Raw genomic sequence first — 14,715 nt, 5'->3', positions numbered from 1 at the left:
ATGCTGCGCCAAGCCCTGCGTATGACCGCGCGCGACTGGCGCGCCGGGCAGTTGCGTTTCCTGCTGATCGCACTGACCGTGGCGGTGGCGGCTTTGTCCGCCGCCGGTTTCTTCATCGACCGCCTGCGCAGCGGCCTCGATCGCGATGCGCACCAGTTATTGGGCGCCGACCTGCTGGTCACGGCCGATAACCCGATGCCGTCGGCCTGGCGCGAGGAAGCGCTGAAGCGCGGCCTGCGCGCGGCCGAGACGGTGGCCTTCCCCAGCATGGCCCAGACGGGAGAGGGTGGTGCGGCGCAATCGGTGCTGTCCTCGATCAAGGCCGTCAGCGACGGCTACCCGCTGCGCGGCCGTCTGAAGATCACCACCAGCGCCGACCAGGCGGCGGACAGCATCGGCGTGCCGGCCGAGGGCATCCCGGCGCCCGGCACCGTGTGGATCGATGCCGCGCTGCTGGCCAGCCTGGACGCCCGCGTGGGCGGCGACTTGCGCCTGGGCGAAAAAGTGTTCCGCGTCGCACAACTGATCGCGGCCGAACCGGACCGCGGCTCGGGCTTCATCAATTTCGCGCCGCGCGTGATGCTGGGGATGGGCGACCTGGCGGCCACGGACCTGGTGCAGACTGGCGCACGCGTCGGCTACCGGTTGCTGGTGGCGGAGGCGGGCAGCGGCGCCCCGGGCGCTGCCATCAAGAGCTATGGCGACTGGCTGCGCAAGACCATCAAGGGTGGCAATGTGCGCGGCGTGCGCATCGATTCGCTGCAGGATGGCCGCCCTGAAATGAGCGCCACGCTGGAGCGGGCCGACAGCTTCCTGTCCCTGGTCGGCCTGCTGTCGGCGATGCTGGCGGCGGTGGCCGTGGCGATGGCAGCGCGCCGCTTCATGACGCGCCATCTCGATTCCTGCGCCATGCTGCGTTGCCTGGGCCTGACCCAGAACCAGGTGACGGTGCTGTACCTGACCGAATTCATCCTCGTCGGCCTGGCGGGCAGCCTGCTGGGCGTGCTGGTGGGCTTCGCCAGCCACTACCTGCTGGTAGAGCTGCTGGGCTCCCTGGTCGCCACCGACATCCCGGCGCCCAGCATGCTGCCAGCCGTGCAGGGCCTGGCCGCCGGCATGCTGCTGCTGGCCGGCTTCGCACTGCCGCCCATCCTGCAGCTGCGCAATGTGCCGCACAATCGCGTGATCCGGCGCGAGGCGGCGCCGCCCAAGCCTGCCACGCTGGCGACCTACGGCATGGGCATCGTCGCTTTCGGTGCGCTGCTGCTGTGGCAGGCGGGCGATGTCAGCTGGCCCTGTTCACGGGCGGCGGCTTCCTGGCGGCCTTCGCCGTGTTTGGGCTGGTGGGCTGGCTGGGTTTGCGGGCGCTGTCCTCGCTGCGCCACCTGTCCGGACACCAGAGCTGGCGTTTTGCCGTGACTTCGCTCAGGCGCCGGCCGGGAGCCACCGTGGTGCAGGTCGTGTCGCTGGCCCTGGGCCTGATGGCGCTCCTGCTGCTGACCGTGGTGCGCGGCGACCTGATGACAGCGTGGCGCAACGCGACCCCGCCTGATGCGCCCCAACCGTTTCGTGATCAATATCCAGCCGGAACAGAAGGATGAACTCCGCAGCAAGCTGGCCAAGGGCGGCGTGGCCGAGATTCCGCTCTATCCCATGATCCGCGGCCGCCTGGTGGCCGTGAACGGCAGTACGATCACGCGCGATACCTATGCCGACGAACGGGCGCGCGGGCTGGCCGAACGCGAATTCAACCTCTCCACCATGACGGACATGCCGGCGCAGAACCAGGTCACCGCCGGCAAGTGGTACAGCGACAGGCCCGGAGCCGCCGAAGCCTCGGTGGAAGAGGGCCTGGCAAAGACGCTCAACCTGAAGCTGGGCGACACGCTGCGCTTCGATATCGCCGGTTCGCCCGTGGAAGCGAAAATTACCAGCCTGCGCAAGCTGGAATGGGGCTCGATGCGGGTCAATTTCTTCGTCATCATCAACCCGGCCGCGATGGCCGAAACGCCGCAGACCTGGATTACCGCCTTCCACCTGCCGAAGCAGGCGGCGGCGCTGGGCGCCTCGCTGTCACGCGACTACCCGAACCTGACCATCGTGGATGTGGGCGGCGTACTGCGCCAGGTGCAGGCCGTGCTGGACCAGGTGATCCAGGCCGTCGAATTCCTGTTCGCCTTCACGCTGGCCTCGGGCGTGCTGGTGCTGTACGCGGCCTTGATGGGATCGCAGGACGAACGCAAGCGTGAGGCGGGTCTGCTGCGCGCCCTGGGCGCAACGCGCAAGCAGCTGTCGCAGGCGCAGATGATCGAATTCCTGCTGGTGGGTGGGCTGGCGGGCTTGCTGGCCGCGACCGGCGCGGGCCTGATGGGCTGGGGACTGGCCACTTACCAGTTCAAGTTCGCGTGGACTTTCAGCCCCTGGGTGTGGCTGGCGGGCCTGCTGGCGGGCGCCGTGTGCGCCATCATCGGCGGCTGGCTGGGACTGCGCAATGTGCTGAACCACCCACCGCTGCAGACCCTGCGCGAAGCTTAAGCGGCTTCGGCAGGGCGCTGCGAACGGAGGAATTTGTCGAAGGAAGCGGGCCTGCTGTCCAGGAAGCGGGGCGGCAGGTCGAACAGGGCCCAGTACCAGGTATCCCTGCCCTGGCAAACCTGGGGCGTGCGGCAGTAGCGGTGCCACTGTTCGCCCACTTCGTCCGTGTACATGCCGTCCTTGCCCACATGGGGGAAGAAGGGCAGCACGCGCCTTTCCTCCAGGGCCAGCAGCAGGGACGGGGGGCGCCGCTGTCGCGCGCCACCTCGTACTGCGCGTGCAGGCCGTGGGCCGTTTCGATGATCATCAGCGTGGGGTGGCCGGTGCGGTCGAAGAACAGGATGCCGCTCGGGTTGGGGAACACATAGTGCTCGACGAAGCCGTGCGTGCGGTACAGTTCATCGACCACGCGCGCGATGGCCGTGCAATTGAGGAAGCCGAAGTCGTGCAGGGCCAGCATTTCGCACACGGTTTCCGAATGTTCGAGGAAGTATTGTTTCTGCAGCGTCGCCAGGTCGCGCTCCAGCTGGTCCAGCGCATCTTCCGCGCTCTTGCGGATGTAGCGGTCGATCAGGCCGCGGTTGAAGGCATCGACGGCAATGCGCTCGTCCGCCGCGCCGGTGAACAGGATCTTCTTGCAGGGCAGCCCCTGCAGCGCCTGGCAAAAGCTGACGCCATCCATCTGCGGCATCGAATAGTCGACCACCAGCACCGAAGGTATAGTGAAGCGCTTCGGCTGGGCGCTGATGCGCCAGATGCGCGCCATGTCCACCGTCACGTTGCGGCGTTCGGCCGACTGGTGCGGATCGTCGAAATTGACCAGCAGGGGCAGGTCGGCGCTGCGCACGCTGCGGCCAAACCACTCCAGGGCCGCCACGGTGTCATGGAAGCTGATATTCGGCTGGGCCGGATCGAGCTGGAAGGACAGGCTGCGCAGGAAGCTGTCGCTGTCATCGACCAGCACGGTCGTTGTGGGATGGAAGTGCACGGGCAGTTTCATGATTCACCTGATCGAGGAAATTCAAGAACAAAGATTGCGTATGCGTGTTCTCGGGACACGCAACGCAGCCTGGCTTGCCAGGCGTTGAGAATCTGGCGGCACAGGGCCAGGCCGATACCGGGACCATTGTGCGCCGGGAAGGCAACAAAGCGCTTGAAGATCAGCGGCAACTGTCGGCTGGGGATGCCGCAGGCCGTGTCGATGACGAGCAGGCGGGGCAGGGCGCGCGTGCCATCGACGATGATGCGCACACGGCCCTTGCCGGCGCGCTGGACCGCTTGCAGCGCATTGCGCAGCAGGTTGAGCACCACGACCACCGCCATTTCCCGCTGGCCGCTGAAGCGGAAGTCGCGCCGCACCTGGGTCACCACCAGCTCGCGCTGGGCGGGACTGCTGAAGGGGTAGCGGCGCAGGGCTTCGTCCACCGTGGCATGCATGGACAGCACGGCATCCGGCGCGGACGGTTTGCGCAGCGCGGATGCGCTCAGCAGGAAGAGGTCAATCATGCGGTTCATGTGGCGCACCTCATGCTGGGCGCGCGCCAGGGCGGCCTGGCAGACATCTCCGCAGTCGTCGGAGGCACGTTCCTGCAGGCGCGACAGGCCGCGCAGGTTGGCCTCGATACTGGCCAGCGGCGTGCGCAGTTCGTGGGCCACGGAGCCGAGCCCTTCGCCCAGGCCGTTCAGCTTTTCATGTTCCAGCGTGCGGCGGCTGACGCGGGCGATGGACATCACGCCTATCATCAGCCAGTGAATGGGCAGCAGTTGCAACACCGGCTGGGACAGCACGGCTGCGCCCTTGCCCTGGGCCAGGGCGAGCAGCACGGCGGCCAGGGTGCCCACCACATAGGCGCGCAGGGCCATGCGGAAGGGGAACTGGAACAGGCCGATCAGGGCCGCCAGCAGCGCCTGGGTCCAGGTTTCATTGGCGCCGTTCATCAGGAACATATAGCTGATGAAAAACGGCAAGCCGTAGGCCAGCATGAGGAAGGTGTAGCGCTCGCGATGGCGCAGCGGCCACTGGCGCGCCAGCAGGCCGCCCAGGCAAAGGGCGACGCCAATGGTGCGCAGCGTCAGGTTTTCGTAGGGCTGGGGAAAAACCTCGACGAACAACAGGTGGAAAATCGGAAAGCAGGCGAGACCCATCCAGCTGAGCAGCAACAGCCGCAGCGTGGCGAGGTCGTCGGTGCTGCGACGGCGCAGCAAATTCCTGATTAGCTTGTCTGGCGAAAAATGCATAATGAAAAGGCAATGCGATGCTTGATTTTAAACAAGTTCTAATAATGCAAGCAAATTTTCACAATATGAGTTATATCCACAGCTAGCTTGATCCGCATCAATGATGCGGTGCGCTATGATGTTGGTTATGAGTGAAGAATCCCAAACCCTGTATGAAGTAATCGGCGGCGAGACCAAGCTGCGCGAAATGGTTGACCGTTTTTACGACCTGATGGAGCTGGAACCGGAATTTGCCGGCATCCGGGCGCTGCACCCGCCCAGCACCGAAGGTTCGCGTGACAAGCTGTTCTGGTTCCTGAGCGGCTGGATGGGCGGCCCGGACCTGTTTATCGAACGCTTTGGCCATCCGCGCCTGCGCGCCCGCCACCTGCCGTTTGCCGTCGGCACCAGCGAACGCGACCAGTGGCTGCGCTGCATGGCCTGGGCCATGGAAGACGTGGGCGTTCCCGAAAACCTGCGCCTGCGCCTGATGGAATCCTTCTACCAGACCGCCGACTGGATGCGGAACAAGGCCGACTGATGGAAATGACGATCCTGCTGGCGCTGGCCGTCGTCATCATCGTGCTGCAGGTGGTGGCGCTGCTGCGCAGCCGCGGCGGCGACATGGCCGAGCGCCTGGACCGCGTGGAGCGCGAAGTGCGCATGCAGCTGCAGGCCACGGCGCAGGCGCAGCGCCAGGAAATGGGCCACACGCTGGCCCAGTCCCACGCTGCCACGGTGCAGCAGCTGGACAGCATGCGCCGCCAGATCGAGGTGTTGACCGAGTCGAATGTGCGCCGCCTGGCCGAAGTGCGCGCCACGCTGGAAGTCAAGATGCGCGAGCTGCAGACCGACAACGGTGCGCGGCTGGAAGAGATGCGCAAGACGGTTGACGAGAAGCTGCACGCCACGCTGGAAACGCGCCTGAGCGAATCGTTCCGTCACGTCTCCGAGCGCCTGGAGCGCGTGCACCAGGGCCTGGGTGAAATGCAGCAGCTGGCGCTGGGCGTGGGCGACCTGAAACGCGTGCTGACCAATGTGAAAACGCGCGGCACCTGGGGCGAGGTGCAGCTGGAAATGCTGCTGGAGCAGGTGCTGACGCCGGAGCAGTATGCGAAGAAGCGTCGAAACCATCCCCGGCACCAATGCGCGCGTGGAATTCGCGCTGAAGCTGCCGGGCCAGAAGGACGATGGCGTGCCAGTGTGGATGCCGATCGACGCCAAGTTCCCGAAAGAGCAGTACGAACGCCTGCTGGAAGCGGGCGAGCGGGCGGACGCGGAAGCCGTTGCGCTGGCGGGCCGCGAACTGGAACGCGCCGTGCGCGGGGAGGCGAAAACCATCGCGGAAAAATACCTGGCGCCGCCGCTGACCACCGATTTCGCCATCCTCTTCCTGCCGACCGAAGGCCTGTACGCGGAAGTGATGCGCCGGCCCGGCCTGGCGGACGAGCTGCAACGCGTGAACCGCGTCAGCATTGCCGGCCCGTCCACGCTGACGGCACTGCTCAACAGCCTGCAAATGGGCTTCCGCACGCTGGCGCTGGAAAAGCGTTCATCCGAGGTGTGGCAGGTGCTGGGCGCGGTGAAGACGGAATTCGCCAAGTTCGGCGACGTGCTGGCCGCCACGAAGACCACGCTGGAACGCGCAGCCAAGAATATCGAATCGGCCGAAGTGCGCAGCCGCCAGATGGCACGCAAGCTCAAATCCGTCGAAGCGCTCCCCGCCGAAGCCGCCCAGCTCCTAATCGGCTCCGCCGACGAAGAAGCGTAGGAGCGCAGTGTTAAAGCGTAGGGCGGATCATTGATCCGCCGTGCGTGCTCAGACGAGGCCCTCAAACACGATCACGTCCACCAGATCGCCTTCGGCGACGCTGCCCATTTCATCATGCAGCACCACCATGCAATTCGCCTCCGACATCGAACGCAGGATGCCCGACCCCTGTGACCCCGTGATCGATACCTCCCGTGCCCCGTCCGCGGCCATCGACAGCACCCCGCGCTGATACTCCGTGCGCCCCGGCTTCTTGCGGATGGCGGACTTCGAGCGCACCCGCAGCAGCTGGTCGCCGGCGGCCGCAGCGCCCATCATGTGCAGCAACGCATTGCGGGCAAAGAAGTAGAAGGTCACCATCACGGCCACCGGATTGCCCGGCAAGCCAAACAGATAGGCGCTGTGGCCATTGGAGCTGATGCGGCCGAAGGCCATCGGGCGCCCCGGCCGCATGCCGATCTTCCAGAAATTCACATCGCCCAGCGTGGCCATGATCTGCTTGGTGTAATCGGCCGCGCCGACGGAAACGCCGCCGGACGTGATGATCGCGTCCGCGCATTCGCAAGCCGTGCGCAGGGTTTCTTCCAGCGAGGCCGGATCATCCTTCACGCAACCCATGTCGATGATGTCGCAGCCCAGGCGCGTCAGCATGCCGAACAGGGTGTAGCGGTTGGAATCGTAGACGCAGCCTTCGCCCAGCGGCTCGCCGATTGAGCGCAGCTCGTCGCCGGTGGAGAAAAAGGCCACGCGCAGGCGGCGCTGCACCGGCACCTCGGCGATGCCGAGCGAAGCGATCAGGCCCAGGTCGGATGGGCGCACGATCTTGCCCTCTTCAGGGCCGCGCTGCCGGCGGTCAGGTCCTCGCCCTTGAAACGGAGGTTATCGCCGGTGCGCACGGCGCCGGGCGGAATCGTCACCGACGTCTCGCCAATCTCCGACGCATGCTCCTGCGGCAGTACCGTATCGCAGCCTTCGGGCATCACGCCGCCGGTCATGATGTGCACGCATTCGCCGGCGCCGGGCTTGAGCGGCGATGGCCGGCCCGCAGTAGATAGTGCCGATAATCTTCAGGGTGAGCGGTGTGCTGCCCAGCTGCTCGCCCGCAAAGGCGAAGCCGTCCATCGCCGAATTATCGTGGGAAGGCACATTGATGGGCGAGATCACATCCTGCGCCAGCACGCGATCGAGAGCGCTGCGCAGCGCCACCTTTTCCACGCCGCGCACGGGCTGGATGAATTCGCGGATGATGCGCTGCGCATCGCGCACGGGCAACGCTTCGGGATCGTAGCTGGACAGGCAGCTGGCCACTTCCTTCAGCGAAGGCTTGCCGCTTGCCGCTTCCTCCTTTTGCAGCTCGTCCAGCGTGTTGATGTTGCGGAAGGCGGCGGCATCGTTGAACTGCACTTCGGCCACCTTGATCGACTTGTACCAGCCGTCCATGCGGCGCGCGCCGGTGGCGAGGTAGGCATCCAGCTGGGGCAGGGCGCTCTTGCGCATCAGGCTGAAGACGGGATGCAGCTGCGTGTGCGTGTTGCCCGTTTCATCGGTTTCCAGGGTGGCGGCGACAGCCAGGTCGGCATCCTGCTCCTGCATCGCATCGAGCAGGCGCTGTACCAGGTCGGTGGGCAGGAAGGGCGAGTCGCAGGGCGCGGTGACCAGCAATTCCGTCTCGCAGTGGCGCAGGCCGGTCTGCACGCCGGCCAGGGGACCTTCGAAGCCGGTCAGCTCGTCCGGCAGCACCGGAACGCCCAGCGCACTGTAGGCGGGCAGGTTACGGTTGGCATTGATCATCACACTTTCGACCTGGGGCGAGAGACGCTGCAGGACATGGGAAACCAGTGTGCCGCCGCGGAAGGGTTGCAGGCCTTTGTCCACTCGGCCCATGCGGGTGCCGCGGCCGCCCGCGAGTATCAGTGCGCTTACCTTCAAACTTATCCCCCGATATAGAGACATCTCGACCTTGCGTTCGCCCGCCGTGCGGGAGAGACCGTCGGTGTTAATGGTGCGAAGTTCGGAATAGCGGTCGCTGCGCGCCTGCCAGAGCTGGGCGACGGCGCCGGAAATTTCCGCGTCGCTGCGGCCCTCGCGCAGCAGGGCGCGCAAATCGTGGCCGCGCGTCGCGAACAGGCAGGTGTACAGCTTACCTTCCGTCGACAGGCGGGCACCGGGTACAGTCCTTGCAAAAAGCCTGGGTAACACTTGAAATCATGCCTACTTCGCCGCCGCCGTCCACATAGCGCCAGCGCGCCGCCGTTTCGCCCGTGTAGTTCGGGTTGACCGGCTCCAGCGGCATCTCGGCGCTGATGCGGCGCACGACTTCGGCGGGAGGGGATCACGTCTTGCATATTCCAGCCATTGGACGCGCCCACGTCCATGAATTCGATGAAGCGCAGGATGTGCGGCGTGTCCTTGAAGTGGCGCGCCATCGGCAGGATTTCCTGCTCGTTCATGCCGCGCTTGACCACCATATTCACCTTGATCGGACCCAGGCCCACGCTGTGCGCCACGTCGATGCCATGCAGGACTTCTTCCACGGCGAAATCGACGTCGTTCATGCGCTTGAAGATCTCATCGCTCAGTGCATCGAGCGACACCGTCACGCGCTGCAGTCCCGCATCCTTCAGCGATTGCGCCTTGCGCGCCAGCAGGGAGGCATTGGTGGTCAGCGTGAGGTCGAGCGGCTTGCCGGACACCGTCCGCAGGCCGGCCAGCATCTCGATCAGCTTCTCGACATTCTTGCGCAGCAGGGGCTCGCCGCCGGTCAGCCTGATCTTTTCCACGCCGTGCTCGATGAACAGGCGCGCGATGCGCGTGATTTCCTCGAAAGTCAGCAGGGAGTCATGCGGCAGGTATTGGTAATCCTTGTCGAACACTTCCTTCGGCATGCAGTAGACGCAGCGGAAATTGCAGCGGTCCGTGATGGAGATGCGCAAGTCGTGGAGGGGACGGGCGAGCTTGTCCTGCACGCTGCCGGTGGGTGCCTCCAGCGTGGCGGGAATGGCTGGCGCCTGGCTGCGGCCATCGTTCAGCAGGATGATCTTTTCGGTCATTGAAGGAAGAAATTCGAATAACGAAGATACGATAGCACGACGCCAGCGATTGCACATGCCAGCAATACCTTGATGGCCCCTGTCTTGAAACGGAACAGGGCGACGCAGGCTGCGGCGGCGATGGCGGCGCTGAGCCAGTCCACCCCGGCGGGCGTGATGAACACGTGGCGGCCGAAGAACACGGCCAGGCTGCAGATCACGCCGACTACGGCGGCCGAGATGGCAGTCAGCGGTGCGGTCATGCGGATGTCGCCGCGCGTGGCTTCCACCATCGGGCCGCCGGCCAGGATGAAAATGAACGAGGGCAGGAAGGTGAACCAGGCGGTTACCGTGGCGCCTGCGATGCCCGCGGCCAGCAGGCTGTTGCCGCCGAAAACCTCATGGGTCCAGCCGCCGACGAAGCCGACAAAGGCCACGATCATGATCAGCGGGCCGGGCGTGGTTTCGCCGAGGGCCAGGCCGTCAATCATCTGGGCCGGCGTGAGCCAATGGAAAGTTTTCGACGGCGCCCTGGTAGACGTAGGGCAACACCGCGTAGGCGCCGCCGAAGGTCAGCATGGCGGCCTTGGTGAAGAACCAGCCCATCTGGGCCAGGGGCTGGTCGACGCCCGTGAGCCAGGCGATCAGCAGCCAGGCGCCAAGCATCAGGCCCACTCCGCCGCCGACATTGCGCGCCAGGCGGGACCAGCTGAAGCGGGCGTGTTCGGGCGTCGGCGTGTGGTCGTCGATGATGGCCGGGCCGTAGCGGGCTTCCTTGGCCGCGTGTCCACCGCCGGCCTGGAATTTGTCCGGCGCAGTCCGCGCGCCCAGCCAGCCAATAACCGCCGCGCCCGCAACGATGGCCGGGAAGGGCAGTTGCAGGATGCTGATCGCCACAAAAGCGGCGGCCGCGATGGCCATCAGCGCGCCGTTGCGCAGGGTGCGGCTGCCGATGCGCCAGGCCGCAGCCAGCACGATCGCGACCACGGCCGGTTTCATGCCGTACAGTACGCCCGCCACGGCCGGCAGGCTGCCGAAGGCCATGTAAATATAGGACAAGGCCATCAGGATAATCAGCGAGGGCAGCACGAACAGCGTGCCGGCAATGATGCCGCCGCGCGTCCGGTGCAGCAGCCAGCCGATATAGACCGCCAGCTGGGTCGCCTCCGGGCCGGGCAGCAGCATGCAATAGTTGAGCGCGTGCAGGAAGCGGTGTTCCGAAATCCAGCGCCGCCGCTCGACCAGCTCGGCATGCATCATCGCAATTTGTCCCGCCGGCCCGCCAAAGCTGACAAAACCCAGCTTCAGCCAATACCAGAACGCTTCCCGCAACGACGGCAATTTGGGGTCAGGCACGTTTTGTGACATGAGCTCGCTTTCCTTGGACGAAAAAAGGGAAGCGCGAGGCTTCCCTTTTTAGTTAGCAATCACCATGCCTTAGTGGCGGGTGTTCACCTGGACCAGCGGCTCGTCCGATACCGGCGGCTGCGGCTTGCGCTGGCGTGGCACGCGCACCGGTGCCTGGATGGCGGCCGCGGCTTCCTGGGGCGGCCTTCAGCTTGGCCGGGTCGGTTGCTGCCATGGTCAGGCCGGCGGCGGCGAGGACGGACTGCATATCCTGCTGGGCTGCTGGAGCGGGCGCAATCGGTGCCGGTGCTGGCGCTGCTGGAGCCGGGGCTGGCGCCGGCGCGGCGACTGCGGCTGGGGCAGTTTCGACAGGCTTTTGCTCGAAGGCGTACTCGGCTACCGGGGCTGGCTCGGCTGCGGCCGGGACGGCATTTGCCGCGGCAACAGCGGGCTCCGGTGCAACCGGCTTCGCTTCTTCCGCTGGCGCTGCGACTGGCGCGGCGACTTGCGGTTCAGCTGCGATCTCGATCGCAGCTTCCGCAGCCACGGCCGGGGCAGCGGTGACGACAACCGGTGCAGGCTCGGCTGGCGCCGGCGCCTCGGACGTCACGACCGGGATGGCTTCAGCCAGGATGGCTGGGACCGGGGCTTCATCGGCGGCAGGAGCGGCAACTTCAGCGGCAACCGGGGCGGCTGGGGCGGCCTCGGCGGCGACCAGAGCGGACACTGGCGCAACCGGTGCTTCGATGGCGGCCACTTCAGCGGCCGGTGCAACAGCCGGAGCCGGTGCGGCTGGCTCCGCGGCTGGTGCTGGAGCAGCCTCGGCCGCGACAACAGCAGCTTGCGGAGCAGCGGCCTCAGCAGATGCTTCAATGGCGGCGACAGCAGGGGCAGCAGCAGTCTCGGCACCTTCAGCACCTTCGACGCCTTCTGCGCTCACGCCTTCCACGCCATCCACGCCCTCAGCGGCTTCGCGTTCGCGGCGGTTGCGGTTGCGGCCACCACGGCGGCGGCGACGACGCGGCTCTTCGCCTTCAGCGCCTTCCACTTCCTCGCCCTCAGGGCCGACATTCTGCGGCTTGACCAGGATTGGCGTCTCGGGAGCGCCAGTGCCGGTGCCTACCGGGCCGACGCCCGCTGCGGCCAGTGCCAGTTCCTCGGCCTTGGCGGCTTCGGCTGGAGCCGCTGCCGGTTTCTCGGCGCGCGGCTCGCGTGGCTGACGCGGCTGGCGTGGCTCACGCGGCTCGCGTGGTTCACGTTCGGCCTTCTCGGCACGCTCGGCGCGTGGCTGTGCAACGGCTTCAACCGTCTCACGCGGCTCGCGTGCCTCGCGCGGCTGACGCGGTTCGCGCGGCTTGCGGCCTTCTGCGGCTGGCTTGGCTTCCTCGGCGCCCGGACGGGAACCTGGTTCGCGGTCCTCGCGCTCGGCACGGCCACCCTTGCCGCGGGCGCGGCCGCGTGGGCCACGTGCGCCGCGGTCGCCGCGCTCACCGGCGGCAGGCTTGGTCACGATGGCCGGAGCCGGAGCGACGACCGGTTCTTCTTTCTCACCGGTAAAGAAGGAAATCAGCTTGGCGAAGAAACCCTTCGGCGCCGGAGCGGCAGCCACCGGCGCAGCCGGCTTGGCAGCCTCGGCAGCAGCCTTGTGATCGACCATCGGAGCTGGTTGCTCCGGAGTAATGGTCTTGACCACGGCTTCCTGGCGCGGCTTGGACTCTTCCTTCTGGCGCTTGCTGAACGCCATGTCGGTCTCGGCCTGCTCAGCCATGGTGTAGCTGGCGGCGTGGTCTTCCAGGCGCGGATCGTCGTGCTTGATGCGCTCCAGCTTGTAATGCGGCGTGTCCAGATGCTTGTTCGGGATCAGGATCACGGTGATGCGGTGACGGTTCTCGATCTTCAGCACTTCGCCGCGCTTCTCGTTCAGCAGGAAGGCGGCCACGTCGACCGGCACCTGCACGTGGATGGCGGCGGAATTTTCCTTCATCGCCTCTTCCTGGATGATGCGCAGCACCTGCAGGGCGGACGATTCGGTATCGCGGATGTGGCCGGTGCCCGAGCAGCGCGGGCAGGTCACGTGCGAGCCTTCGGACAGCGAAGGGCGCAGGCGCTGGCGCGACAGTTCCATCAGGCCGAAGCGGGAAATCTTGCCCATCTGGACGCGGGCACGGTCGTGGTGCAGGGCGTCCTTCAGGCGCTGCTCCACTTCGCGCTGGTTCTTCGACACTTCCATGTCGATGAAGTCGATGACGATCAGGCCGCCCAGGTCGCGCAGGCGCAGCTGGCGGGCCACTTCATCGGCCGCTTCGCAGTTGGTGTGGAAGGCGGTGGTTTCGATGTCGGAACCGCGGGTAGCACGGGCCGAGTTCACGTCGACGGACACCAGGGCTTCGGTGTGGTCGATCACGATGGCGCCGCCGGATGGCAGCGGAACCGTGCGCGAGTAGGCGGTTTCGATCTGGTGTTCGATCTGGAAGCGGGAGAACAGCGGCACGTCGTCGCTGTAGCGCTTCACGCGGTGCACCATGTCCGGCATCACGTGGGACATGAACTGGTGCGCTTGTTCGTAGATCTCGTCGGTATCGATCAGGATCTCGCCGATGTCCGGCTGGAAGTAATCGCGGATCGCGCGGATCACCAGGGACGATTCCTGGTAGATCAGGAAGGCGCCGGAGGCTGCCTTGGAGGCGCCTTCAATCGCGCGCCACAGCTGCATCAGGTAGTTCAAGTCCCACTGCAGCTCTTCCACGGTACGGCCGATGCCGGCGGTACGGGCGATGACGGACATGCCCTGCGGCAAGTCCAACTTGTCCATCGTTTCGCGCAGTTCCTGGCGTTCTTCGCCTTCCACGCGGCGCGACACGCCGCCGCCACGCGGGTTGTTCGGCATCAGCACCAGGTAGCGGCCGGCCAGGGAAATGAAAGAGGTCAGCGCAGCGCCTTTGTTACCGCGCTCTTCCTTTTCCACCTGCACCATGATTTCCTGGCCTTCGCGCAGCGCTTCCTTGACGGAAGCATTGCGCACGTCCACGCCTTCGCGGAAATAACTGCGGGCAACTTCTTTGAAGGGAAGGAAGCCGTGACGATCTTCGCCATAGGAGACGAAGCAGGCTTCGAGGGAGGGTTCGATACGGGTGATGACGCCTTTGTAGATATTGGACTTGCGCTGTTCGCGTCCGGCGGTCTCGATGTCGATGTCGATCAATTTCTGACCGTCGACAATCGCTACGCGCAGCTCCTCCTGCTGCGTAGCGTTAAACAACATGCGTTTCATTTTTATTAACTCCGCGACCCTTGGGCCATCTCAAAGCCGCCTCCGGAGAGGCGGCGCAGTACAAGGATATACGCGTGAATTAAGGAGGCTGAGGGGGAAATGCCTCTGCATGCGGCGCAGCTGCGCAAGGCGCTGCCGCCGCATTGGGCGCATGAAAACCGATCGTCAAGCCGAGTTTGCGCACTGCCTGCAGCATACTCCGGCGGCCCGATCGCATCGGGGGGCGGGAGAGCATCAGGGCGTGCGCACATCGTCGAGCCAGGGCATCTTGTGTGGTGCCATGGCGGAAACGGCAAGCGTTATCAGCTTCATCAATCCAGCGAGCAACGACTGTAATACTTGCTCACCGGAACTATCCTAACAATCCAGCCAGTCTAATCCAGCACCCGAGCGCTCTACCCGATGGCAACAGTGGTTGCTACCCTGGCCGGCGCACGAATGTGCGTATACGTTTTTTTCCACCGAATTTGCAATTTTGGCGAGGCCAGTGGATACGCCCCTGTGTAAAATGTGCTTTTATTCTTACACTCGCAGCAGCCATAAAA

General features: G+C 65.5%; 3 protein-coding genes and 6 pseudogenes. 3 read left to right on the top strand and 6 right to left on the bottom strand.

What is annotated here, in order from left to right; all coding sequences use genetic code 11:
• Positions 1-2,535: pseudogene (locus ACHMW6_RS27495) on the top strand (ABC transporter permease).
• Here the strand turns inward: ACHMW6_RS27495 and ACHMW6_RS27490 are convergent.
• Both ACHMW6_RS27490 and ACHMW6_RS27485 read right to left on the bottom strand, forming a co-directional pair.
• Complete coding sequence (locus tag ACHMW6_RS27490) at positions 2,465-3,535, bottom strand: hypothetical protein (protein ID WP_395401671.1); 1,071 nt, start codon at positions 3,533-3,535, stop codon at positions 2,465-2,467. The pseudogene ACHMW6_RS27495 and the gene ACHMW6_RS27490 sit on opposite strands and share 71 nt — an antisense overlap.
• Positions 3,532-4,740, bottom strand: coding sequence for a sensor histidine kinase (locus ACHMW6_RS27485; protein ID WP_395401669.1), 1,209 nt, complete (start codon positions 4,738-4,740; stop codon positions 3,532-3,534). The genes ACHMW6_RS27490 and ACHMW6_RS27485 overlap by 4 nt, the downstream gene beginning before the upstream one ends.
• 160 nt (positions 4,741-4,900) lie before the next feature.
• On the opposite strand from ACHMW6_RS27485, the gene ACHMW6_RS27480 reads away from it, so the two are divergent.
• Together ACHMW6_RS27480 and ACHMW6_RS27475 are read left to right on the top strand one after the other, a co-directional pair.
• Positions 4,901-5,293, top strand: coding sequence for a group II truncated hemoglobin (locus tag ACHMW6_RS27480; RefSeq protein ID WP_395401667.1), 393 nt, complete (start codon positions 4,901-4,903; stop codon positions 5,291-5,293).
• Positions 5,293-6,523, top strand: a pseudogene (locus ACHMW6_RS27475) (DNA recombination protein RmuC). The gene ACHMW6_RS27480 and the pseudogene ACHMW6_RS27475 overlap by 1 nt, the downstream one beginning before the upstream one ends.
• 48 nt (positions 6,524-6,571) lie before the next feature.
• Here ACHMW6_RS27475 and glp read toward each other — a convergent pair.
• The 4 pseudogenes from glp to ACHMW6_RS27455 form a co-directional block, all read right to left on the bottom strand.
• Positions 6,572-8,476: pseudogene (gene glp, locus ACHMW6_RS27470) on the bottom strand (gephyrin-like molybdotransferase Glp).
• A pseudogene (gene moaA, locus ACHMW6_RS27465) lies at positions 8,459-9,573 on the bottom strand (GTP 3',8-cyclase MoaA); the annotation flags it as partial. The pseudogenes glp and moaA, both read right to left, overlap by 18 nt.
• Positions 9,570-10,920, bottom strand: a pseudogene (gene chrA / locus ACHMW6_RS27460) (chromate efflux transporter). The pseudogenes moaA and chrA, both read right to left, overlap by 4 nt.
• A gap of 69 nt (positions 10,921-10,989) precedes the next feature.
• A pseudogene (locus ACHMW6_RS27455) lies at positions 10,990-14,170 on the bottom strand (ribonuclease E/G).
• Between the last annotated feature and the right edge of the window lie 545 nt (positions 14,171-14,715).

The organism is Pseudoduganella sp. UC29_106 (assembly GCF_044055365.1).
Taxonomy (GTDB): domain Bacteria; phylum Pseudomonadota; class Gammaproteobacteria; order Burkholderiales; family Burkholderiaceae_D; genus Rugamonas.
Note: the sequence above shows the minus strand (reverse complement) of the source record. Positions and strands in the feature narration are given on the sequence as shown.